Genomic DNA, 23,518 nt, shown 5'->3' with positions numbered 1-23,518 from the left:
CAGCAGGTCCTCAGTGAGACCCGCGTCACAGGCGGCACCGGTCCACTGCCCGTCGGTATTCGCCGAGGGGAGTCGAGACACGACAGTAGGAGAGAGCGCATGGCCGTTCACGGCAGGTTCCTCAAGGCGGCGGCGGCCGCCTCCATCGTCGCCCTGGTATCGGCAGGGTGTGGATCGGGTGGCGACGAGTCCGACCAGCAGGCGGAGGCCGGCGCCTCCGGCGTCGGCCCCATCACCTTCGCGATGGGCAGCAACGACACCGACAAGCTCCGCCCCGTCATCGAGCAGTGGAACGCGGAGAACCCCGACCAGGAGGTCACCCTCCGCGAGCTGCCCGCCGAGCAGGACGGACAGCGCGACACCCTGACGCAGTCCCTCCAGACCGAGAGCGGCGAGTACGACGTCTTCGCCCTCGACGTCACCGACACCGCCTACTTCGCGGCCAACGGCTGGCTGCAGCCGATCGAGGGTGACACCGAGGTGGACACCTCCGGCCTGATCGAGGCCGCCGTCGACTCGGCGACCTACAACGGCACCCTCTACGGCGTGCCGCAGAACACCAACGCCCAGCTGCTGTACTACCGCACCGATCTCCAGCCGGAGGCGCCCGCCAACTGGGAGGCACTCGTCTCCTCCTGCGAGGCCGCCGAGGGTGCGGACGTCGACTGCCTGCAGACCCAGCTCAGCCAGTACGAGGGCCTGACCGTCGCCGCCACCCAGTTCATCCACAGCTGGGGCGGCAAGGTCGTGGGCGAGGACGGGAAGACGCCCGAGCTCGACACCGACCAGGCACGCGAGGGTCTGACCGCCCTCGTCGACGCCTACAAGGGCGGCGTGATCGCCCCGCAGACCGACGCGTTCACCGAGGAGGAGACCGCACAGGCCTTCCTCGCCGGCGAGACCATGTACTCCTACAACTGGCCGTACATGTACGAGTCGGGTCAGTCCGACCCCACCTCCCAGGTCCAGGGCAAGTTCCAGGTCGCCCCGATCGTCGGCAAGGACGGCGCGGGCCAGTCCACGCTCGGTGGCTACAACAACGCGATCAACGTGTTCTCGGAGAACAAGGGGACCGCGCGCGCGTTCCTCGAGTTCATCATCTCCGAGGACGTCCAGATGGGCTTCGCCGAGCAGTCGTTCCCGCCGGTGCTGTCCTCGATCTACGACGACGAGGCGCTCCAGCAGGAGTTCCCGTACATGCCGGCACTGAAGGCGGCGCTCGACAACGCCGAGCCGCGCCCCGTCACGCCGTTCTACCCGTCGGTGTCCAAGGCGATCCAGGACAACACCTTCGCCGCGCTGCGTGGGGAGAAGGACGTCCAGCAGGCCCTCACGGACATGACGGCCGCGATCGAACAGGCTCAGTGATCCACGACAGCTGAGTGATCGACACGGTCCGATGACAGACGGTTGTCGGACCAGGGCAGGTGGGCCCCGGGTAACGTTCCCGGGGCCCACCGGTCTCCCTGGTGGGCGGGCACGAACCCGGCGAGGAGCGAGGCGATGACGACGATCGAGAAGTCCCCGGCGCCACTGGTCGAGAAGAAGTTCGACTGGCGGCCGGTGTGGATGGTGGGCCCCGCACTGGCCATCCTCGCGGTGGTGATCGGCTACCCGGTCATCCGCGCCGTGTACCTGTCCTTCATGGCCGACCGAGGTCTCGACCCGGCGACCGGAATGTTCTCGGACGGCGGGTTCGCCGGCTTCCAGCATTACCTCTACTGGCTGACGCAGGCGTGTCCGGCGCCCGGCGGGGACGGCACCGTCACCTGTCCGCCCGGCGTCTCGTCCGTCGACTTCTGGCCCGCCATGGGCAATACCCTGTTCTTCACCGTCACCACGGTCTCCCTCGAGACGGTGCTCGGTTTCGCCATGGCCGTGGTCATGGGCAAGAGCATCTGGGGTCGCTCCCTGCTGCGGGCCGCCGTGCTCGTCCCGTGGGCGATCCCCACCGCCGTCACCGCCAAGCTGTGGGCGTTCATCTTCGCCCCCAACGGGATCGCCAACACCATCCTGGGCACGAACATCGCCTGGACCACCGACCCGTTCTACGCCCGGATCGCCATCATCGTGGCCGACGTGTGGAAGACCGCGCCCTTCATGGCGCTCCTCATCCTCGCCGGCCTCCAGATGATCCCCGGTGACGTCTACGAGGCGGCCCGCGTCGACGGCGCCTCACGCTGGCAGCAGTTCACCAGGATCACCCTGCCGCTGGTGCGGCCCGCCCTCATGGTGGCGATCCTGTTCCGCACGCTCGACGCGCTGCGCATGTACGACCTGCCCGTCATCCTCGTCTCCGCCAACTCCAACTCGCCGACTGCGACCGTGTCGATGCTGGTGGTCAACGAGATGAGGATGGGCAACTTCAACAGCGCCTCCGCGATATCGACACTGGTGTTCCTGCTGGTCTTCGCCGTCGCGTACATCATGGTGAAATTCCTCGGCGCGAACGTCGTGGAAGATCGCACCGGCAAGAAGGAGGAGATCCGGTGAGCGACCGAGTGTCTGAACCGAGCACCTCGCCGACGATGCCGCGGCCCTCCTCGTCGTCGTCGACCCCCGGTCCCGATCGGCGTCCCGACGACCAGGACATCAAGCCGCCGCGCAAGCCCTTCGGCCGCACCGCGAGCACCTACGTCGGGGCACTGCTCATCCTCGTCTGGGGACTCGCGCCGTTCTACTGGATGCTCGTCACCGCGTTCCGCGACAACCGGTTCATCTTCTCCGCCAGCCCCGTGCCCTCGCACCTCACGTTGGACAACTTCCGTGAGGCCCTGTCCACGGACGGCGGCAACAACTTCCTGGGCGCGATCATCAACTCGGTGGTCATCAGCTCGATCACGACGGCCTTGGCGCTGACGTTCGGCGTGTTCACCGCCTACGCCCTCGCCCGGGTCGACTTCCGCGGCAAGTTCCTCGTCACCGGGATCATCCTCGCCGCGTCGATGTTCCCCGGCGTCGCGCTGGTCACCCCGCTGTTCCAGCTGTTCACCGACATCGGCTGGATCGGCACCTACCAGGCGCTCATCATCCCCAACATCTCGTTCGCGCTGCCGCTGACCATCTACACGCTCACGTCGTTCTTCAACGACCTGCCGTGGGAGCTGGAGGAAGCCGCTCGCGTCGACGGCGCCACCCGCGGCCAGGCGTTCATCAAGATCATCCTGCCGCTCGCCGCGCCGGCGCTGTTCACCACCGCGATCCTGGCGTTCATCATCACGTGGAACGAGTTCGTGCTCTCGCAGCAGCTGTCCACCGCCGCGACCGAGCCCGTCACCGTCGCGATCGCCCGCTTCTCCGGCGTCAACCCGTACCTCCCGCCGCACGCGGCGATCATGGCCGCCGGCGCGCTCGTCACCGTGCCGCTGGTGGTCATGGTGCTGATCTTCCAGCGGCGGATCATCTCCGGCCTCACCGCCGGCGGCCTGAAGAGCTGACCGACGGTGGCTCGTAGCGGCGGGGACGCCCTGGGTGCCCGGCAGCGGCTGGAGGTCATCGGCGGGTTCGTCGGGTTCTTCACGGTGCTTGCACTGGTCAATGCGGTCGGGCTGATCCTCACCGGGCGGCCGTCGATCTTCGCCTCGCTGGTGCTGGTGCTCATGCTGGTGGCGTCGTGGTACACCTACCGGACGTGGCGCCGGGTCGACAGGGCGGTCAAGCGGGGCTGAGTGCCCGCGATCCGCCCCTCGGAACGCGCCTTGCGCTGCAGATTCCGGCCGCGTCGGGTGCCCCGGCGCGATCCGCCCTCCCGAATGCGAGTCGCGTGCGGGGGCCGGAGGGCAGATGACGAGCCGGAGGGCGGATCGCGGGAGCGAGGGTCAGCGCCCGTCGCGCCAGGCCACCAGCGATTCGACCAGGTCCAGCGGGTACTCCGGCCCGTTGAGCCCGACCGTGAAGAGGGTGACGCCCTCGGCGTGCAGGTCCTCGGCGAGTCGCCTGGCCTCATCGGGTGAGCTGGCGCCGCCGATCTCGGTCGACCGCTCGATCTCGTCAGGGTCGCGCCCCACGTCCGCGCAATGCCCGGCGAGCACCTCCGACTTGTGGCGGTAGGTCTCCACGTCCACGAACGAATGCCAGATGTCGGCGTGACGGGCCACGTGGCGCAGGGTCTTCTTCTCGCCGCCGCCGCCCAGCAGCACGGGGATGTCCCGCGTCGGAGCGGGGGTGAGCCTGGCGAAGCGCTGCTCGATCCGCTCGAGGGAGTGCCCGAGGTCGTCGAGCCGCGAGCCCTTGGTGCCGAACTCGTAGCCGTATTCGGTGTAGTCCCGCTCGAACCATCCGCTGCCCAGGCCCAGGATCAACCGGCCGCCGGAGATGTGGTCGACGGTCCGGGCCATGTCGGCGAGAAGGTCGGGATTGCGATAGGTGTTGCAGGTGACCAGGGCGCCGATCTCCACGCGCTCGGTCTGCTCGGCCCAGGCGGCCAGCATCGTCCAGCACTCGAAGTGGGCGCCGTCGGGGTCGCCGTAGAGCGGGAAGAAGTGGTCCCAGTTGAAGACCACGTCCACGCCCGCGTCCTCCGAGCGTCGGATGGCGTCCCGGATCAGCCCGTAGTCGGGCGAGTGCTGCGGCTGGAGCTGGACGGCGATGCGGACCGGGCGCGCGGGGTTGGGGGTCATGCGCCCCATTGTGGGGCGTGGCGCCGCCCCGCGCACCCGGCCCGCGCACCCGCCCCGCGCACCCGGCCAGCGGGGCTCAGTGCTGGCGCTCGAGGACGAACCAGAAGTGCTCGCCCTCGTGGACGGTGCCGCGCCCGTTCATCACCGCGAGGAGGGTGTCGGGGCCGACGACGGCGAAGTGGTCGATCACCGGCAGACGGTCGTACACCATGGAGGCGGTCGGGCGGCCGCGGAAGGAGACCTCCCACAGGGATGCCCCGCCCCCGCCCGTCGCTGAGGTGTCCGGCACGACGTCACCGGCGTCGTCGGTGACGAGGATCGGGTCCACCTTGCGGGCCTCGGTGAAGTCCTTGCCCCACCAGCGCATCTGCCCGAGCATGCCGAACATGGGATGCCCGGTGTCCAGGCCGGTGCCCCTCCAGCGGCTGCCCGTGATGTCGTCGACCCGCGCGGGCTCGAGGGAGTCCCACAGTGCGGAGATCCGGACCGAGGGGACCGTGTCGAGCGCCAGGATGAGCTCGAGCTCGCGCGCGGCGGCGCTCACAGTCCGAGCGTCTTGCCGATGATGTCGCGCTGCACCTCGTTGGTGCCGCCGTAGATGGTGGAGACCACCGCCTGGCGCACCAGGCGCTCCATGCCGTACTCGGTGGCGTATCCGTACCCGCCCATGGACTGCATGCACTCCAGGGTCACGCGCTTGCTCAGCTCGGAGGCCTTGAGCTTGGCCATGGACGCCTCGCGGGGGAACAGAGCCGTGGGGTCGGCGTCGTCGACCTTCCTGGCCACCGCGTAGACGAGCAGCCGCGTGGCCTCGATCTCGGTGGCGAGGTCGGCCATCCGGTGGCGCAGCACCTGGAAGGACCCGACGGGCCGGCCGAACTGCTCGCGCTCCTTGATGAAGGTCAGGCAGTCGTCGAACGCCCGCTGGGCCACGCCGAGTTGCATGGCGGCGAGGATGAGGCGCTCCGTGTTGAGGCCGGTCATGAGCTGCTTCCACCCGCCGCCGACCTCGCCGATCACGGAGTCGGCGGGCAGGCGGACGTCGGTGAAGTAGAGGTCGTTGACCTCTTTGCCGCCCATGGTCTCGATCCCGGTGATCTGCAGGCCCGCGATGTCGGCGGGCACGTCGAACATCGTGATGCCCTCGTGTTTCTTGCCCGACGAGTCGGTGCGGGCCACGAGCAGGATGCGGTCGGCGAAGTGCGCGTTGGAGCACCAGGTCTTCTGGCCGTTGATCACCCAGTCGTCGCCGTCGCGCTCGGCCTTGCAGCGCAGGGCGGCGACGTCGGACCCGGCACCCGGCTCGGACATCGAGATGGACAGGGTGCCGCCGTTCACGACCAGCTCGAGGGCGCGCCTGCGCTGCTCCTCGGTCCCGAACTTCTGGTACGCGGCGGCCGTGATGAGGGTGGGGCCGATGCCTCCGATGGGGGTCAGACCGCGCAGGGAGTGCTCGAGGAGGAGGCACAGTTCGACGGCGCCGGCGTCGGAGCCGCCGTACTCCTCGGGGACGGTGAGTCCCAGCCACCCGAGCTCGGCCATCTTGGCGTAGATGTGCGGCGAGTGGGTGCCGCCCTCGGTGGTGAGCTCGCGCCGCTTCTCGACGCTGCCGACCTCGCGCGCGCAGAAATCATCGATCGATCGGGCGAAGTCACGCTGCTCTTCGGTGAGGATGTCGAACACTTCTCGCCTCGGTTTTCTGTGGGTGGTTGTCCCGGTATCGGTCACGGGGTGTCGGTTGCGTGCACACTGGACTACTGTGGCCCGTATCACGGTACGCTACATCAAATATATGTGATCGGAAACGAGAGGACCTCAGATGACGACCACCGAGCCCAGCAAGACCGGACCCACGTTCGCGAGCGTGGACCCCCGCGACGGCACCGTCCTCGCCGAGTACCCGATCGCCGGGCCGGAGGAGGTCGCCCTAGCCGTGGAGCGTGCGCGCGCCGCCGCCCGCTGGTGGGCCAAGCAGGGTCCGCGGGGCCGCCGCGAGTGGCTGCTGGAGTACAAGCGGGCGATCTCGTCGAGGGCCCAGGAGCTCGCGTCGCTGATCTCCGCCGAGACCGGTAAGCCGGACGAGGACGCGACGCTCGAGGTCATGCTCGCCGTGAGCCATCTGGAGTGGGCGGCCAAGAACGCGGACAAGGTCCTACGTCGCCGCCCCGTCTCGGCGGGGCTGCTCATGAGCAACCAGGCGGCGTACGTCGAGTACCAGCCCTACGGTGTGGTCGGCGCGATCGGCCCGTGGAACTACCCGGTCTTCACCCCGATGGGCACTTTGTCGTATGCCATGGCCGCCGGCAACGCGGTCGTGTTCAAGCCCAGCGAGCTCACCCCGGGTGTCGGCGTCTGGCTGGCCGAGGTGTGGGACTCGCTCGGTGCCTCCCAGCCGCTCATCCAGACCATCACCGGGGACGGTTCCACCGGTAACGCCCTGTGCAGGGCCGGCGTGGACAAGCTCGCGTTCACCGGTTCCGCGGCGACGGGCCGCAAGGTCATGGCCGCCTGCGCGGAGACGCTCACGCCGGTCGTCATCGAGGGCGGCGGCAAGGACGCCCTGCTCGTCGACTCGGACGCGGACCTCGACGCGGCCGCCGACCAGGCGGTCTTCGGTGCCATGGGCAACGCGGGCCAGACCTGCGCGGGTGTCGAGCGGATCTACGTCCACTCCGATGTCCACGACGCGTTCGTCCAGAAGTTCACGGCCAAAGTCCGTGCGCTGACCCCGGGGAATTCGACCTCCTCCAGCTACGGCCCGATGACGTTGCCGGCGCAGGTCGACATCGTCCGCAGGCACGTCAAGGACGCACTCGCCAAGGGTGGCAAGGCCGTCCTCGGCGGTGAGGAGTCCGTCGGTGAGAAGATCGTCGAGCCGATCGTCCTGGTGGACGTCCCCGAGGACTCCTCCGCGGTCACCGAGGAGACCTTCGGCCCGACCGTGGTGATCAACCGGGTCGCGGACCTGGAGGAGGCCGTCGAGAAGGCCAACGCCAGCCGCTACGGGCTCGGCGGCTCGATCTTCACGGGCAACAAGAAGCGGGGACTGGCCCTGGCGGAGAAGCTCGACGTGGGCATGGTGTCCATCAACTCGTTCCTCGCCTTTGCCGGCATCCCGTCCCTGCCGTTCGGCGGCTCGGGTGACTCGGGCTTCGGCCGCATCCACGGCGCCGACGGGCTGCGTGAGTTCGCCCGCCCCAAGGCCATCACCGCGCAGAAGTTCGCGGCCCCGCTCAACCTCATGACCATGACCCGCAAGCCGCGCGACATCAAGATCGTCAAGTGGATGCTCGCCAACGTCCAGGGAAAGATGTGATGTGGGATGACCGCCACCTCCGCTGAGAGAACCCCGGAGAAGACGACGACGACGAGGTCCACGGTCACCGACCGGCCCGCCGTACCCGGGGTGTTCGGACCCGTCCCGGCCGACCTCGTCACCGACTCCGCCGTCGAGCACCCGCTCACGGCGGGGGTCCCGCTCAGGCCCGGTCGTTGGTACTGGCGCGACCTCATCGACACTCTGGACCCGGTGTCGGATGCGGAGGAGATCCACCGCATCACCTCGACGTACGAGTTCCCCTGGGACTACCAGCGGGCGCTCGAGCTGGCGCTGTACCGGACCTACTGCATCCCGTCGGTGTCGGCGGTCCTGGAGCAGGCGGGGAATTTCCGCGACCACCCGCAGAAGCGGTACGACGACACCGCGCTGCTCATGGTGGAGCTGGTGGAGCACGGGTACGACTCGCCCCGCGGCAAGGAGGCGCTGCGGGTCATCAACCGTCAGCACGCGATGTACGAGATCACCAATGACGACATGCTGTACGTGCTGTCGACGTTCATCTACGAGCCGCTCGAGTGGATCGATGCGAACGGCTGGCGGCGTCTGCATCCGAACGAGCGACTCGCGGCGTTCCACTTCTACCGCGCCGTCGGGGAACGGATGAAGATCTCGGGGATCCCGGAGGACATCGGGGAGTTCCGGCGCTGGCGGGACGACTACGAGGCCCGCACCATGCGCTACGACCGGAACAACGAGCTGATCGGCACGTACACGCTCGACCTGATGTGTTCCTGGTATCCCGCGCCGGTCCGGCCGGTGGTCCGCAAGGTCGTGCGGTCGCTGATCGACGACGACATGACCCGCGCCTTCGGCTTCCCGTGGCAGCCGCCGGCGTTCCGGGACGCCGCCTACGCGGCACTGCGGATGCGGTCCAGGGTGGTGCGCTGGCTGCCCGTCCGTCGCCGGGAGCTCGGGGCCCGTGCGACCGAGAACCGGACGTACCCCGGGTACCCGGAGGGCTACCGTCCGGCGGATCTGGGGGCCTGCCCGATCCAGCCGCGGGACCGGAAGGGCGCCTGCCCGGTCGCGCACGCCCCGGCAGCCGGGGCCACCGGAGCCGCCTGACCCGCCGCGGCCGGCTCAGCGGGGGAGCAGCAGTGTCCGGGCCAACTCGCCGAGCCTGGCGGTCGCAGCCGGGTCGAAGCCCGTCCCCCAGCCGCCGTCGAGGACCACCGACAGCGCGGCGTGCACCCGGAGCCGGGCGGTCACCTCGTCCGGCGGGGTTCCCCCGTGCGCGCGGGAGGCCTCGTTCACCAGGTTCGCCCACCGGTCGAGCTGGGCGCGCTGGGCCCGCTGGATCCGGCGCCGGTCCTCGGTGGCCAGACTGCCCAGTTCGGAGTGGTACAGCATCAGTTCGGGGCCGTGGGAGAACGCGATGCCGATGTACTGGTCCAGCAGGTCGACCAGGGACCCGGCCGGATCCGTGCCCGCGCCGTGCCAGGCGGCGTGCCGGTCCAGGAGGTCCCCGACCAGCCCGGCTGTCCTGTCCACCGCCGCGGTGAGCAGAGCGGCCTTGCCCGGAAAGTGCCGGTACAGCGCCGACGCGGCAACCCCCACATCCGCGCCGATCGCCTCCATCGTCACCCCGTCGTACCCGGTGGAATGGAAGAGCTCGATGGCGGCGCTGATGGCGCCCTCCCGGGTCGCGGCGCCGCCCCGCAGCCGGATCGACCCCGGTGCCGCACCGGGGGGTCCTGTCCTCGCCGCAGTGTCGGGTTGCCGGCGTCGCTGCGGAATGCACAGCGCGAGGTCGTCGGCGATCGAGGTCATCAGCGTCACGGCGTCGGGCCCGGTGATCTCGATCCGGTGGTGCCCCAGCGAGGCGATGCACGACAGGATCGCCCCGGCCGCCGAACCCGCGCCCGCCGTGGGTCCTCCTCGTCGTCGTCCCCGGACGGCGTCGGCGACCCGGCCGCGCACGCGGGCGTCGGCGGCGACCACCGCGGCGCGGTCCTCCGGGCTGAGGTACCGCAGTTGCCAGCGGTACAGCGACGCCCGTGAACGGTGGGTGAGCGTGGTCAGCGTGACCGACTCCACCACGTGCCGCAGTGCGTCCTCCTCGTCGACGTCCGTCCGATCGCCACCCGTGACGGGCGCGCCTCCGGTGGCGGACTCGAGCTCTGAGATGAGGATCGCGACGGCGTCCCGGAACATCTCGTACTTGCCGGGCACGTGCCGGTACAGCGCCCCGGGCGTCACCTCCAGCCGATCGGCGATGTGCTCCACGCGCGTGGAGTGGTAGCCGCGCCGGGTGAACTCCTCGCCCGCCACCAGCGCTATCTCTGCACGTCGGGACCCCGGCGGCGGGGCCTGGAGGGGGCGCGCGGCCTGCGCGTGGGTGGGGGTCACGTGGTCTCGGCTTCCGGGTTCGGCGGAACAAGGTGTGATCTTGACAACACCGGTTACAGTGGCCATAGTAAACCCGAATTCACAGATATATGTGATCGGATCCACGAGACGCGTCACGTCGACGGCGCGGAACGTGGTCGAACGCGGAAGGGATCACCCACCCATGTCAGTGCCCGAGGCCTACATCTACGACGCGGTGCGTACGCCACGCGGACGGGGAAAGTCCAGCGGTTCGCTCTACAGCGTCGCCCCGATCGACCTCGCCGTCGGCGTACTGCGGTCGCTCGTCGAGCGGAACGCCGACCTCGACCCCGCGCAGATCGAGGACGTGGTCATGGGCATCGTCGGCCCCGTCGGCGAGCAGGGCGCGGTGCTGCCGCGGATCGCCGCGATCGCGGCGGGCCTGCCGGAGACGGTGGCCGGGGTGCAGGAGAACCGCTTCTGCGCCTCGGGCCTGGAGGCGGTCAACCTGGCCGCGCAGAAGGTCCGCGCCGGTTGGGAGGACCTCGTGATCGCCGGCGGCGTGGAGTCGATGTCCCGGGTGCCGATGGGCTCCGACGGCGGGGCGTGGGCGCAGAACCCCCGGGTCAACTACGAGACCTCCTTCGTCCCCCAGGGCATCGGCGCCGACCTCATCGCCACCCTCGAGGGCTTCTCCCGCCGGGACGTCGACGAGTTCGCGCAGCGTTCCCAGGAACTGGCATCGGCCGCGTGGGAGGACGGCCGGTTCTCCCGGTCGGTCGTCCCGGTGGTCGACCTGGCGGGGCAGGTCGTCCTCGACCACGACGAGCACATTCGCCGCGGCACCACCGCCGATGACCTCGCCGCCCTGAAGCCCTCCTTCGCCGCCCTCGGCGAGCAGGCCGGGTTCGACGCCGTCGCGCTGCAGAAGTACCACTGGGTGGAGAGGATCGACCACGTCCACCACGCCGGCAACTCCTCCGGCATCGTCGACGGCGCCACCGCCCTGCTCATCGGCAACGCCGAGGCGGGCGAGCGGGGCGGCCTGACGCCGCGCGCCCGGATCGTCTCCGCCGCGGTGGTCGGATCCGAACCCACGATCATGCTCACCGGCCCCACGCCCGCCGCGCGCAAGGCGCTGGCCAAGGCGGGACTGACGGTCGACGACATCGACCTGTTCGAGGTCAACGAGGCGTTCGCCGCCGTGCCCATGAAGTTCGCCAAGGACCTCGACGTCCCGATGGACAAGATCAACGTCAACGGCGGCGCGATCGCCATGGGCCACCCCCTCGGCGCCACCGGCGCGATGATCCTCGGCACCGCCCTGGACGAGTTGGAACGCCGCGACGCCCGCTACGCCCTGGCCACTCTCTGCGTGGGTGCCGGGATGGGTATCGCCACGATCATCGAACGCCTGTAAGACCAGCCGCCGGCCTCAAGCCTCCCAAGGACGAGAACACCCCAATGAGCAGCGAATTCACCAACACCATCACCTACGAGCGCGATTCCGACGGCGTCGTCGTCCTCACCATGGACGATCCCAATCAGAGCGCCAACACCATGAACGCCGACTACCTGGCGTCCATGGAAGCGGCCGTGGACCGGCTCGAGTCCGAGGCCGACGACATCACCGGCGTCGTCCTCACCTCCGCCAAGAAGACCTTCTTCGCCGGCGGCGACCTCGGCGACATCCTGTCCATCCCCTCAGACGCCGCGGACCTGGCGATCGAGACCGTGGAGCGCGCCAAGGCGCCGCTGCGGCGGCTGGAGACCCTGGGCAAGCCGGTCGTGGCCGCGATCGGCGGGGCCGCGCTCGGTGGCGGTCTGGAGATCGCCCTGGCCACCCACCACCGGATCGTGGTGGACTCGCCGGCCATCCAGCTGGGTCTGCCCGAGGTCGGGCTGGGCCTGCTGCCCGGTGGTGGCGGGATCGTCCGCACCGTCCGGATGCTCGGGGTGACCACCGCCCTCATGGAGGTGCTGCTCGAGGGCAAGCGCGTCCGACCCGGTAAGGCCAGGGAGATCGGCCTCGTCGACGAGCTCGTCGCCGGCCCGGACGATCTGCTGCCCGCGGCGAAGGCGTGGATCGTCGCCCACGCGGACGACCCCGCCGCTGCCACCCAGCCGTGGGACCGCAAGGGCTACCGCATGCCCGGCGGGACGCCGTCGAGTCCGGCCCTCGGGGCCAACCTGCCCGCCTTCCCCGCGATGCTGCGCCAGCAGCTCAAGGGCGCGCCCTACCCGGCGCCCGTGGCGATCATGGCCGCCGCAGTGGAGGGCGCCGGGGTCGACTTCGCCGCAGCCTCGACGATCGAGGCCCGCTACTTCGCCGGGCTGGCCACCGGGCAGACCGCCAAGAACATGATCCGCGCCTTCTTCTTCGACCTGCAGAAGGCCAACGGACTGGCCAGGGCCCACGGCTCGGCCGACCGGGAGCCGATCTCCAAGGTCGTCGTCCTGGGTGCCGGGATGATGGGCGCCGCGATCGCCTACGTCTGCGCGAAGGCCGGCATGGAGGTGGTGCTCAAGGACATCGACCAGGCCGCCGCCGAGCGGGGCAAGGGTTACTCGGAGAAGCTCGTCGCCAAGACCGTCTCCCGCGCCGCCGAGGGCGAGGCCCGCGACAGGGCCCGGGCCAAGGGCGAGGCCCTCCTCGCGCGCATCACCCCCACCACCGACGCGGCGGAGGCCGCCGGGGCGCAGGCCGTGATCGAGGCCGTGTTCGAGGACCCGAAGGTCAAGGCGACGGTGTTCGCGGAGATCGCGCCGCACATTGCTGACGACGCCCTGCTGTGCTCCAACACCTCGACCCTGCCCATCACCATGCTCGCAGGCGGGGTGGACCGGCCCGCGGACTTCATCGGGCTCCACTTCTTCTCCCCGGTCGACAAGATGCCGCTGGTTGAGATCATCAAGGGCGCCGAGACGAGTGAGGACGCGCTCGGACGTGCCCTGGCGCTGGTCGCCCAGATCTCCAAGACCCCGATCGTCGTCAACGACTCGCGCGGGTTCTTCACCTCGCGCGTTATCGGCACTTTCACCAGCGAGGGCATGGCCATGCTCGCCGAGGGCGTGCCCGCCCCGACGATCGAGCAGGCCTCGGCGCAGGCCGGATACCCGGCGCCCGTGCTCGCACTCATGGACGAGCTGACGCTCACCCTGCCCCGCAAGATCCGCGACGAGACGCGAGAGGCCGCCGAGGAGGAGGGGCGCGAGTTGCCCGACCACCCGGGCAATGCCGTGCTCGACCGCATGATCGACGAGTTCGACCGCAAGGGCCGCTCGACCGGTTCCGGTTTCTACGAGTACGCCGACGGGAAGCGGGCCGGACTCTGGCCGGGGCTGACCGACGCCTTCGGCGGCACCACCCAGATCCCGCTGCAGGACGCGATCGACCGCATGCTCTTCGCCGAGGCGATCGAGACCGTCAAGTGCCTCGACGAGGGCGTGCTGGAGACCACCACCGACGCCAACGTCGGGTCGATCCTCGGCATCGGCTTCCCCGGCTGGACCGGTGGCGTCGCCCGCTATATGGACCAGTACCCCGGCGGACTGTCCGGGTTCGTCGCCCGCGCCGAGGAGCTCGCCGAGCGCTACGGCGACCGATTCACCCCGCCCGCCTCCCTTCGGGAGAAGGCCACCTCCGGTGGCACCTACGAGGAGGTCCACCCGTGATCCGCACCCGATTCACCGAGGAGTTCGGCGTCCGACACCCGATCGTCCAGGGCGGCATGATGTGGGTCGGCCGGGCCGAACTCGCCGCCGCCGTGTCCGAGGCCGGCGCCCTGGGCATCATCACCGGGCTCACCCAACCCACGCCCGAGGACCTGGTCCGCGAGATCGCGCGCTGCCGGGAGATGACCGACCAGCCGTTCGGCGTCAACCTCACCATCCTTCCCGCGATCACCCCGCCGCCGTACGCCGAGTACAGGCAGGCGATCGTCGAGTCGGGCGTGAAGATCGTCGAGACGGCGGGGTCCAACCCCAAGGACCACCTGCCGGTGTTCCACGCCGCGGGCGTCAAGGTGATCCACAAGTGCACCTCGGTGCGTCACGCGATCAAGGCCGAGCAGCTCGGAGTGGACGCCGTGTCGATCGACGGCTTCGAGTGTGCCGGCCACCCGGGGGAGGACGACGTCCCGGGCCTGGTGCTCATCCCCGCCGCCGCGGCGAAGCTGTCCATCCCGATCCTCGCGTCCGGCGGGATCGCCGACGCCCGCGGCATGGTGGCGGCGCTCGCGCTGGGCGCCGACGGCGCCAACATGGGCACCCGCTTCATGTGCACCGCCGAGTCGCCGGTCGCCGAGCAGGTCAAGCAGCAGATCGTGGCCAACACCGAGCTCGACACGAAGCTGATCTTCCGGACGCTGCACAACACCGCGCGGGTGGCCGCCAACGCCGTCTCCGCCGAGGTGGTGTCGCGGGAGGCCGAGGGTGCCGAGTTCTCCGACATCCAACACCTGGTCGCCGGTGCCCGCGGACGCAAGGTCTTCGAGGACGGTGATCTCGACGCCGGTATCTGGAGCGCCGGACAATGCCAGGGACTGATCGACGACGTGCCCACCGTGGCCGAGCTCGTCGACCGGATGATGTCCGAGGCTGAGGAGATCATCACCGGCAGATTGGCCGGGATGGTCGAGGCGAGGGAGACGGTCCGATGACCGCGACCGGACGTGACGCCATCAAGGTCGACCATGACGACCTGGGAGTGGTGACGATCAGTATCAACCGGCCCGACCGGATGAACGCCCTCGACCACCCCACCGTGAGCGCGCTGACCGAGATCATCTCCGAACGCGGCACCGACCCGGGCACCCGGGTCATCGTGCTCGCCGGAGAGGGCGGGGCGTTCACCACCGGCGCCGACCTGCAGGCCATCAAGGAGTCCGGGGACGACGCGCCCAGCCCCGACGACACCATGGCGGGGGCCGCCGCGTTGGTCCGCGCGGTCCTCACCGCTCCGGTCCCGGTGATCGCCGCGGTCACGGGTCCGGCCGCCGGGGTGGGTGTCTCACTCGCGCTGGCCTCCGACCTCGTCCTCATGTCGGAGGACGCCTACCTGTTGTTCGCGTTCACCAACATCGGCCTCATGCCAGACGGCGGGGCCAGCGTGCTGCTGCCGGCGGCCGTCGGTCGGTCGATCGCCTCGCGCATGCTGCTGCGCGGCGACGCCGTCTCCGCGTCGGAGGCCGGCGACGTCGGACTGGCCATGGAGGTCCACCCGACCGCGGATCTGAAGCCCGCGGCCACCAAGCTCGCCCGCCGGCTGGCCCGGGGCCCACGCCGCGCCCTGGAACTGACCAAGCGGGCCGTCACCGGGGCCACGTTGGCCGAGCTGGACGCGGCCCTGGCCCGGGAGCACGAGGGCCAGTGCGAGCTGCTGGTCTCGCCCGACTTCGCCGAGGGAGTGTCCTCGATCCTCGAGAAACGTCGTCCGAACTTCTCCTGAACCGTCCCTCTGTCACCTGCCCCTCCCGTCACCCACCGCCACGAAAGGCCGAGATCATGACCACCGCCACGGATCCCATCGCCGAGCTCCACGCGGCACGCCGCAACAACTGGAACACGTGGGTCGCCACCCACGCCGAGATGCAACCCGACGCGGAGGCGCTGCGCTACCTCGGACAGGCCACCACGTGGAGCCAACTGCACGAGCGCAGCAACCGCTTCGCCGACGCATTGGCCCGCCGTGGGGTGGGCAAGGGCGACCGGGTCATGCTCATCACGCTCAACAACCCTGAGTTCGTCGAGGCCGTGCTGGGCATCAACGAGCTGGGCGCGATCGCGGTACCGGTGAACTTCCGGCTCACCCCGGGTGAGCTCGCCTACCTGGTCGGCGACTCCGCGCCGAAGGTCGTCATCACCGACGCCATGCTCGCCCCGCTCGTCGGTGCGATCCGCGCGCAGGGCGAGGAGCCGGGCCATCACATCGTGATCGGGGGTGAGTCGGGGACGCCCGAGCAGACCACGTACGCCGACGCGATCGCGGAGGAGGGCCAGCCGCACGAGCCGGTCGACGTCCCCGAGGACTCCACCGCGCTCATCATGTACACCTCGGGCACCACCGGTCGTCCCAAGGGCGCGATGCTCTCGTATGAGAACCTCACCGCGCAGTCGCTGACCTGCATCCGCGTCTTCCGTCTGTTCGACGAGGAGGGCCGCGCGTTGTGCGCCGCCCCGATGTTCCACATCGCGGCGCTGGGATCGATCGCGCCGAGTCTCCAGCTCGGTGGCGTCACGGTGGTCCACCCGCTGCAGGCCTTCGACCCCACGGCGGTCCTGGACACGCTCGAGGCCGAACGGATCACCAGCATCTTCCTCGTGCCCGTGCAGTGGCAGGCCGTCTGCGCCGAGCAGCAGGCCCGCCCACGCAGCCTGGTGCTGCGCAACATCTCCTGGGGCGCGGCCCCGTCCACCGACACGATCCTGCGCGCCATGGCCGAGACCTTCCCGGACGCCCTGAACTGCGCCGTGTTCGGCCAGACCGAGATGAGCCCGATCACCTGCGCCCTCGACGGCGACGACGCGATCCGCAAGCTCGGGTCCGTCGGCAAGGTCATCCCCACCCTCCAGGCCCGCGTCGTCGACGCATTCGGGGAGCCCGTCGGCCCGGGTGAGGTCGGCGAGATCGTCTACCGCGGCCCCACCACCATGTCCGGCTACTGGAACAAGCCCGAGGAGACCGCGGAGGCGTTCGAGGGCGGCTGGTTCCACTCCGGCGACCTGGTCCGGATGGACGACGAGGGCTTCGTCTACGTCGTGGACCGCAAGAAGGACATGATCATCTCCGGCGGCGAGAACATCTACTGCGCCGAGGTGGAGAACATCATCGCCGGACACCCGCGGATCCGCGAGGTCGCGGTGATCGGCCGCAAGGACGACAAGTGGGGCGAGGTCCCCGTCGCGGTGGTCGCCCAGAACGTGGAGGACGGCGGCACCGATCTCACCCTCGAGGAGCTGACCGAGTGGCTGCGGGACAAGCTCGCCGGCTTCAAGCTCCCCAAGCACCTGGTCCACGTCGACGAGCTCCCGCGCAACGCCAGCGGCAAGGTCGTCAAGGGCACGCTGCGCTCCGAGCACGGCACCATGGGCGTCTGACCCGAGCGCCATGGTCTTCCACCTCCCCACCGGCCGCGGCCCGGTCGTCGATCTCGCCGGCCAGGTCGGCTCGCTCGTCGGGTTCTCGGTCTTCACCCTGCTGCGGTGCGTGAGCACCGTGGCCCGCGGCCGGTTGGCGCTCGCCGAGACCCGTGACCAGGCGCTGTTCATCGCGCGTGTGAGCTCGGTGCCCGCACTGCTGCTCATGCTCCCGGTCGGCGTGCTCGTCGCGGTCTCGGTGGGGGAGCTCGCCGGCCGGCTGGGCGCGGCCGGGTACGCGGGTGCGGTGGTGGCCTTCGTGGTGGTGGGACAGGCCTCGGCCCTGGTGTGTGCGCTCATGCTCGCCGGGGTCGGGGGCTCGGCCATCTGCGCGGATCTCGGCTCGCGGACGATCCGCGAGGAGGTCGAGGCGATGGAGGTCATGGGCCTCGACGTGGTGGAACGTCTGGTCGTGCCCCGCGTGATCGCCACCGTGCTCGTCTCGGTGGTGATGTGCGCGCTGGTCACCGCCATGGGCGTGGTGGCCTGCCTGCTCTACCAGGTCTACGGGCAGGGGGAGTCCGCCGGCGCGTTCCTGTCGACCCTGAGCGCGTACGGCCGTCCGTCCGACCTGTGGATGGCCATGGTCAAGTCGATCGCCTTCGCGATCGTCTCCGCGCTCATCGCGACGTTCAAGGGTCTGCACGCCGACGGCGGCTCCTCCGGTGTCGCGGACGCGGTGAACGAGACCGTCGTCCTGGCGTTCGTCACCGTCTTCGTGGTCAACACGGTCCTGTCCGCGGTCTACGGGCTGGCCGTGCCGTCGGTGGGGAAGTACTGAGGTGGGGGGCTTCCGGGTCGCGGAGACCACCGCGTGGCAGCGCGCCCGCGCCACGCGGACCGCGGGCCGCGTCAACGCACTGGGCACGGCGATGGCCGAGGTCGGCAGGCACGTGACCTTCGCCGGCAGGGTCCTGGTCTCGCTCCCGACCGCCGTGGTCCGCTACCGGGGACAGGTGCTCCGCGAGGTCGTCGACGTGGGCTTCGGGTCCAAGTCGCTGGTCGCCGGCGGGGGCACGGTGGGCATCGTCCTGGCGATGTCCGCCGTGGCGGCCATCATGGTCGGGGTCGAGACCTACCGCGGCCTCGACCTCATCGGGATGACGACCCTGTCCGGGATGCTCTCGGCCATGGCCAACACCCGTGAGCTCGCGCCGGTGGTGGCATCCGTGGCCCTGGCCGCCAAGGTCGGCACCGGGTTCACCGCCAGGCTCGGGTCGATGCGCATCTCCGACGAGATCGACGCGCTCGACGCCATGTCCGTGCCGACAGTGCCGTATCTGGCGGGCACCCGCCTGGTGGCCACGATGATCTGCATCGTCCCGCTCTACGCGATCGGGTTGGTCGCCACCTACATCGCCACCCGGTTCGTGGTGGTGTACGTCAACGGCGGGTCGGCCGGGACCTACGACCACTTCTTCCACATCACCCTCGGTCCCGAGGACGTGCTGTACTCGCTGATCAAGGCCGTCGTGTTCGCCCTCGTGATCGTGCTCGTGCACTGCAGTTACGGCTATCATGCCACCGGCGGGCCCGAGGGGGTCGGCCGTGCGGCGGGTCGTGCGTTGCGCACCAGCATCCTCGCGATCGGCTTCCTCGACATCGTGCTCACGTTCGCCCTGTGGGGTCTCGTGCCCGAGGTCCCCGCCCTGGGGATCACATGAGGCGCCGGGTGGCGCGCCCGGCGCCCGAGCGGACCCTGATCCTGCGCGGCGTGGTCGCGACCGTCGTGGCGGTGACGATCGGGGTGCTGCTGGTGGGCCGCGGGGCCGGCGTGTTCGACGCCGGGGCCACGGTGACCTCCGCACTGCCGGCCGCGGCGGGACGGATCCCGGAGAACGCACCGGTCCACCACCTGGGAGTGAAGGTCGGTGACGTGCGCGGGTCGGCGGGCGCGGTCGGCGACGACGACGAGCCCGGCACCCGCGTGGAGATGTTGATCGACTCCGAGTACGCCGACCACATCCCGGGGGACGTGGTCGTGCGGGTGGTCCCGCGCACGCTGTTCGGTGATGTCCGGCTGGACCTGGTCCCGGCCGGCGGAACCGGTCCGGCGGGGCCCGTTGCCGACCGGGCACGGACGCTCACGGACGGCGACGAGCTGCCCGCCGACCGGTCGGACGAGGCGGTGCAGCTCTACGACGTGTTCACCCGGGCCAGCGATCTGTTGGTGTCCATCGAGCCGCAGCGGATGCAGGTGGCCCTCACCGCACTGTCCCGCGCACTCGACGGCCGCGGGGAGACCCTGGGCCGCGTGATCGACGACGCCGACCTGGCGACCGCCCAGCTCAACCCGGCGCTCGGCGACGCGCTCGACGCCTCCCCGGGAGTGGCCGCCCTCGCCGAGGACCTGGCCTCGGCGAGCCCGGCGATCCTCGCGACGATGGAGGAGGCCACCCGGCTGTCCGGGATCGTCCTCGACCGCCCGGGTTCCCTGGGCCGCCTCCTCGACGCGGGTCTGGGCGCCGGGGCCTCGGGCGCGGTCCTCGCCGACCGGACGGTGCCGGGCGCGATCAGGTTGGTCCACGACACCGGGGTCGTCTTCGACCGGACGGCCCGCAATCCACACGGGGTCATCAGGACCCTGTACGCGATGCGCCCCATGGGCGAGGCGGGCGCGGCGGCGTTCTCGACGGGCCGGTTCGATATCACCGCGGTCCCGTCGTTCGCCGACCCGATGCCCTACGGGCCGCAGGACTGCCCGCGGTACCCGGACCTGGCGGGCTCGACCTGCACGGGCGAGCCCGCCCCGGACACCGGGCCCGGGCTGACGGTGAACGCCGCGTCGGAACGGGACGTCATCCGGGAGCTCCAGGCAGCGGCCGCGGGCGAGCCCGGGTCACCGGTCCCGCCGCCCGGGGTCCACGATGCGGGTCCCGACGCGGCCGCGTGGACGATGCTCGGCCCGCTCGTGCGTGGGAACGAGGTGGCGATCCGATGACCGGTCGTCCGGGTCTCGCGCCAGCGGTGCAGCTCTTCGTCTTCTGCCTGCTCGGGGTCCTGTGCACGGTGTTGGTGATCAACACGCTGCGCGTACCGGTGGGGTTCGGTGCCCGCGGGTACAGCGCCGAGTTCGACGACGTGGGTGGGCTCGGGCCCGGATCCGAGGTCACCGTCGCCGGCGTCCGGGTCGGACGGGTGCTCGGGGTGGACCGGGAGATCCGTGCGGGCGGTGAGGTCACCGCCGTGGTGCACTTCGAGGTCGAGCAGGACAACCCCGTCACCGCGGGCGCCCGTGCGTCGGTGCGGTACGGGGACATGCTCGGGATCCGTTATCTGTCGCTCGACCCGACCCCGGGCGGAGCGCCGGCCGTCCGTGGTGCGGTCGACATGCCCGAGGGTTCGCGCATCCCGTTGGAGGACACCACGGGACCGGTGGACCTGACCGCCCTCGTCAACGGGTTCAAGCCGCTGTTCGACTCCGTCCGGCCGGAGGAGGTCAACGCGCTCTCGCACACGGTGGTCGCCGCGTTCCAGGGTGAGCCCGGCGCGATGGACACCCTCCTGTCGAGGTTGGCGCTGCTCAGCCGGGATGTCCTCGACCGCGAGGACGTCTACACCCGGCTCGCGGACAACGTCGAGGCGCTCGGGGATACCCTCACCGGTCGGGAGGGTGACCTGCGGCGTCTGGTCCGGGGGCTCGACGAGGTCTCCGGGGCGCTCGCCGACGGCGGGGGACGCGACCTCGCCCTGCTCATCGACCGCGGGGGTGCCTCGTCGGCGGCCCTGGCGGCGATGCTTGAGGAGACGGACCGCGACCTGCGGACGAGCGTGGACGCCGCGCGCCACACCACCGACGGCTGGGTCCCCCGGACCGACGAGTTCGAGTCGACGCTCGGCCGGGTGCCCGGGTTCGCCCGTGAGGTCAACGCACTGACCCGCAAGGGCGGGTTCCTGTCCCTGTACATGTGCAACTTCACCGTCTCGTGGGACGGGATGCAGGCCAACCCGTTCGGACACCAGAACTCGGAGGTGTGCAGGTGAGGGGGTCGGAGATGATCCGCGAGAGTCTGTCGGACCTGGTCCGGGACCCGCGGCACGCCCGCCGGGGGAACACGGTGCTGGTGGGGGCGGTGTCGATCCTGCTCGTGCTGGCGGTGTTCGTGGCCGGGGTCGCGCTGCCGCGCCTGTGGTACGTCCTTCGCACCGAGGCGTACACGGCGGAGTTCCACAACGCGGGCGGTCTGCGCGCCGGGGACACGGTGCTCGTCTCGGGCGTCCCGACCGGCAGGGTCGACTCACTGTCGATCGAGAACGGCCTGGCCGTGGTGGGGTTCCGCCTGGACCGGGGCCAGGGTCTCGGGGAGTCGAGCACCGCGACGGTCGGGCTCAAGTCGATCCTGGGCAACCGGTTCCTGGACGTCGTCCCGTCGGGTTCCGGAGACCTCGGTCCGCAGCGCCGCATCAGGGTGGAACGGACCACCTCCCCGTACATGATCGACGACGTCGGTGAGGCCGTGACCGACCTCGCCGACGGTCTCGACACCGAGGCGGTGAGCGCGGTGATCGACACCCTCGACAGTGTCCTGCCGCAGGACGCCGACGCCACGGGGCGGGCGATCGACGACGTCTCCGCCGCGCTCGGACTACTCGCACGGGAGGACGCCAGGATGAGTCAGGTCGTCACCACCACACGGGAGATCACCGGGATCCTCGTCACCCAGGAGGCCGGGATCCGCACGCTCACGGATCAGGCCCGTGTCCTGGTGACCGTGCTGACGCAGCGCCGGGAGGCCCTGCGGACTCTGGTCGCGTCGGTCGAGGACCTGGCGACCCGCGTCCGCTCGCTGCTCGGTTCCGAGGCCGAGGACGTCGACCGTCTCCTGGTCAACATGCGTTCGATCAGCGAGACCTACCACCGCAACATCGAGGTGATGGACGAGGCGCTCACCCGCCTGCCACCGGGTCTGCGCGCCGTGAGCGACGCGTCCGGCAACGGGCCCTGGACCGACGTCGCCACCCCCACCGGACCGATCCCCGACTCCGCCCTCTGTGCCCTGGGGGTGATGGACGGATGCCGTTGAGTCGCGCCCGTGTCCTCATCGTTCTCGCCACCGTCCTGGTCGCCGCGATCGTCCTCGCCGTGGTGATGGTCGGGGGACGCGGTGATTCCCGCGTGCGGATCACCGCCGAGTTCGCGACCGCGGACGGGATCTACGTGGGCTCCCAGGTGCGGATCGTCGGAGTCGAGGTGGGGCTGGTGGAGGAGGTCGAGCCCCTCGGGCCGGTCGTCCGGGTCGGGCTCTCCCTCAATCCCGGGACCCGACTGCCCGGGAACGTGGGCGCGGTGGTGATGAACCCCGCCGTCATCGCGGACAGGTTCGTCGAGCTCACCCCTGCGTACATCGACGGGCCCACCTTCCCGGACGGCGGCGTCATCCCGGTTGCCAGGACCCGGGCGCCACTGGACTTCGACGAGTTCGTCGCCGGCGTCGACACGTTGAGCTCGGCGTTCGCGCCGGGTGCCGAAGAGGTGGCCCGGGGCCTCGACCGTGGCGCCGCGGCGCTCGACGGCCGCGGGGAGGAGCTGAACCGCGCCATCCGCGACCTGTCCACCGTCTCCGCGGTGGGTGGAGACCGCGCGCAGGACCTCGGGGCGATCGTCACGGAACTGTCCGTGCTCATGGACGCCGCCGGCGGACGCGACCAGAAGATGCGTGACCTCGTCCTGGGGCTCGACGACCTGGGACGACAGATCAGGGAGGACGAGATCGACGTCGCCGCCCCCGCGGAGGACCTGCGCGTCATCCTCGACGAGGTGGACGGGATCATGGCCGCCCGCGGCGAGGACCTCACGGCCGCGACGGGGGCGACCCGCGATGTCACCGCCCTGTACGCGCGCCACCGCGCCGACTTCGCGGAGTTCCTCGACCAGTACCCGCAGATGATGGGCAACATGGCCGACAGCATCGGACCGGACGGTCGGGCGCGGATCCGCCTCAACATCTCGTCGAACATCACCCACTTCGAGCGCGGTCGCGAACTGTGCGCCCGCGAACCGCTGCCGTTGTGTACGGGGGCCGGACTGACCAATCCGCTCATGTTCCCCGTGGAGCAGAACGATCCACTCGGGATCGTGGGCGCCTTCGAACGCGCGACGGGAGGCGGGTGA

General features: G+C 70.4%; 20 protein-coding genes and 2 pseudogenes. 17 read left to right on the top strand and 5 right to left on the bottom strand.

The features are described 5' to 3' along the window. Positions 1–99: 99 nt before the first annotated feature. The 4 genes from L8M95_RS10450 (at position 100) to L8M95_RS10435 (ending at position 3,668) form a co-directional block, all read left to right on the top strand. Positions 100–1,368, top strand: coding sequence for an ABC transporter substrate-binding protein (locus L8M95_RS10450; RefSeq protein WP_260486079.1), 1,269 nt, complete (start codon positions 100–102; stop codon positions 1,366–1,368). A 135-nt stretch (positions 1,369–1,503) separates the two neighbouring features. After that, a complete protein-coding gene (locus L8M95_RS10445; protein ID WP_182608842.1) occupies positions 1,504–2,493 on the top strand; it encodes a carbohydrate ABC transporter permease in 990 nt (329 codons plus the stop codon). Between the two features lie 35 nt (positions 2,494–2,528). Beyond that, complete coding sequence (locus L8M95_RS10440) at positions 2,529–3,437, top strand: carbohydrate ABC transporter permease (protein ID WP_260489226.1); 909 nt, start codon at positions 2,529–2,531, stop codon at positions 3,435–3,437. A 6-nt stretch (positions 3,438–3,443) separates the two neighbouring features. Then, positions 3,444–3,668 (top strand): hypothetical protein, encoded by a 225-nt coding sequence (locus tag L8M95_RS10435; protein WP_007627187.1) that lies wholly within the window; start codon positions 3,444–3,446, stop codon positions 3,666–3,668. 150 nt (positions 3,669–3,818) lie between these two features. Here L8M95_RS10435 and L8M95_RS10430 read toward each other — a convergent pair whose 3' ends face one another. From L8M95_RS10430 to L8M95_RS10420, 3 genes are all read right to left on the bottom strand, one after another. Continuing rightward, positions 3,819–4,619, bottom strand: coding sequence for an LLM class F420-dependent oxidoreductase (locus tag L8M95_RS10430; RefSeq protein WP_260486078.1), 801 nt, complete (start codon positions 4,617–4,619; stop codon positions 3,819–3,821). A 76-nt stretch (positions 4,620–4,695) separates the two neighbouring features. Next, the gene (locus tag L8M95_RS10425; protein WP_260486077.1) at positions 4,696–5,163 is read right to left on the bottom strand and encodes a DUF4334 domain-containing protein; all 468 of its coding nucleotides are present in this window, start codon (positions 5,161–5,163) and stop codon (positions 4,696–4,698) included. After that, a complete protein-coding gene (locus L8M95_RS10420) occupies positions 5,160–6,302 on the bottom strand; it encodes an acyl-CoA dehydrogenase family protein (protein ID WP_260486076.1) in 1,143 nt (380 codons plus the stop codon). Before L8M95_RS10420 ends, L8M95_RS10425 begins: the two co-directional genes overlap by 4 nt. A 136-nt stretch (positions 6,303–6,438) precedes the next feature. On the opposite strand from L8M95_RS10420, the gene L8M95_RS10415 reads away from it, so the two are divergent. Beyond that, on the top strand, positions 6,439–7,935 hold the full coding sequence (locus L8M95_RS10415; RefSeq protein WP_260486075.1) for an aldehyde dehydrogenase family protein: 1,497 nt from the start codon (positions 6,439–6,441) through the stop codon (positions 7,933–7,935). A 6-nt stretch (positions 7,936–7,941) separates the two neighbouring features. Further along, positions 7,942–9,024 (top strand): oxygenase MpaB family protein, encoded by a 1,083-nt coding sequence (locus L8M95_RS10410; RefSeq protein ID WP_260486074.1) that lies wholly within the window; start codon positions 7,942–7,944, stop codon positions 9,022–9,024. A gap of 15 nt (positions 9,025–9,039) precedes the next feature. Here the strand turns inward: L8M95_RS10410 and L8M95_RS17605 are convergent. Continuing rightward, positions 9,040–9,594, bottom strand: a pseudogene (locus L8M95_RS17605) (TetR/AcrR family transcriptional regulator); the annotation flags it as partial. A 519-nt stretch (positions 9,595–10,113) separates the two neighbouring features. Then, positions 10,114–10,374: pseudogene (locus L8M95_RS17600) on the bottom strand (TetR/AcrR family transcriptional regulator); the annotation flags it as partial. 97 nt (positions 10,375–10,471) lie between these two features. On the opposite strand from L8M95_RS17600, the gene L8M95_RS10400 reads away from it, so the two are divergent. The 11 genes from L8M95_RS10400 to L8M95_RS10350 all read left to right on the top strand — a co-directional run bounded on the left by L8M95_RS10400 (position 10,472) and on the right by L8M95_RS10350 (position 23,518). Then, positions 10,472–11,689, top strand: a complete 1,218-nt coding sequence (locus L8M95_RS10400) for an acetyl-CoA C-acetyltransferase (RefSeq protein ID WP_260486072.1) — start codon at positions 10,472–10,474, stop codon at positions 11,687–11,689. 44 nt (positions 11,690–11,733) lie between these two features. Further along, entirely contained in the window at positions 11,734–13,944 is a 2,211-nt protein-coding gene (locus tag L8M95_RS10395; RefSeq protein ID WP_260486071.1) for a 3-hydroxyacyl-CoA dehydrogenase NAD-binding domain-containing protein, read from the top strand. After that, positions 13,944–14,930, top strand: coding sequence for a nitronate monooxygenase family protein (locus tag L8M95_RS10390; RefSeq protein ID WP_312027457.1), 987 nt, complete (start codon positions 13,944–13,946; stop codon positions 14,928–14,930). The genes L8M95_RS10395 and L8M95_RS10390 overlap by 1 nt, the downstream gene beginning before the upstream one ends. Continuing rightward, complete coding sequence (locus L8M95_RS10385) at positions 14,927–15,718, top strand: enoyl-CoA hydratase (RefSeq protein WP_260486069.1); 792 nt, start codon at positions 14,927–14,929, stop codon at positions 15,716–15,718. Before L8M95_RS10390 ends, L8M95_RS10385 begins: the two co-directional genes overlap by 4 nt. Positions 15,719–15,774: 56 nt before the next feature. Beyond that, positions 15,775–17,367 carry a fatty-acid--CoA ligase FadD5 gene (gene fadD5, locus L8M95_RS10380; RefSeq protein ID WP_260486068.1) on the top strand — a complete coding sequence of 531 codons (1,593 nt, stop codon included), beginning with the start codon at positions 15,775–15,777 and terminating at the stop codon, positions 17,365–17,367. 10 nt (positions 17,368–17,377) lie between these two features. Beyond that, the gene (locus L8M95_RS10375) at positions 17,378–18,187 is read left to right on the top strand and encodes an ABC transporter permease (protein WP_260486067.1); all 810 of its coding nucleotides are present in this window, start codon (positions 17,378–17,380) and stop codon (positions 18,185–18,187) included. Positions 18,188–18,278: 91 nt separating this feature from the next. Then, a complete protein-coding gene (locus L8M95_RS10370) occupies positions 18,279–19,070 on the top strand; it encodes an ABC transporter permease (RefSeq protein ID WP_260489225.1) in 792 nt (263 codons plus the stop codon). Beyond that, positions 19,067–20,347, top strand: a complete 1,281-nt coding sequence (locus L8M95_RS10365) for an MlaD family protein (RefSeq protein ID WP_260486066.1) — start codon at positions 19,067–19,069, stop codon at positions 20,345–20,347. The genes L8M95_RS10370 and L8M95_RS10365 overlap by 4 nt, the downstream gene beginning before the upstream one ends. Continuing rightward, a complete protein-coding gene (locus L8M95_RS10360) occupies positions 20,344–21,390 on the top strand; it encodes an MlaD family protein (RefSeq protein WP_260486065.1) in 1,047 nt (348 codons plus the stop codon). Before L8M95_RS10365 ends, L8M95_RS10360 begins: the two co-directional genes overlap by 4 nt. 11 nt (positions 21,391–21,401) lie before the next feature. Then, a complete protein-coding gene (locus tag L8M95_RS10355; RefSeq protein ID WP_260486064.1) occupies positions 21,402–22,430 on the top strand; it encodes an MCE family protein in 1,029 nt (342 codons plus the stop codon). Beyond that, a complete protein-coding gene (locus L8M95_RS10350; protein ID WP_260486063.1) occupies positions 22,421–23,518 on the top strand; it encodes an MCE family protein in 1,098 nt (365 codons plus the stop codon). Before L8M95_RS10355 ends, L8M95_RS10350 begins: the two co-directional genes overlap by 10 nt.

The organism is Dietzia sp. B32, assembly GCF_024732245.1.
In the GTDB taxonomy this organism is placed as follows: domain Bacteria; phylum Actinomycetota; class Actinomycetes; order Mycobacteriales; family Mycobacteriaceae; genus Dietzia.
The sequence above is the reverse complement of the archived record's forward strand: the minus strand, read 5'-3'. Positions and strand labels throughout refer to the sequence as shown.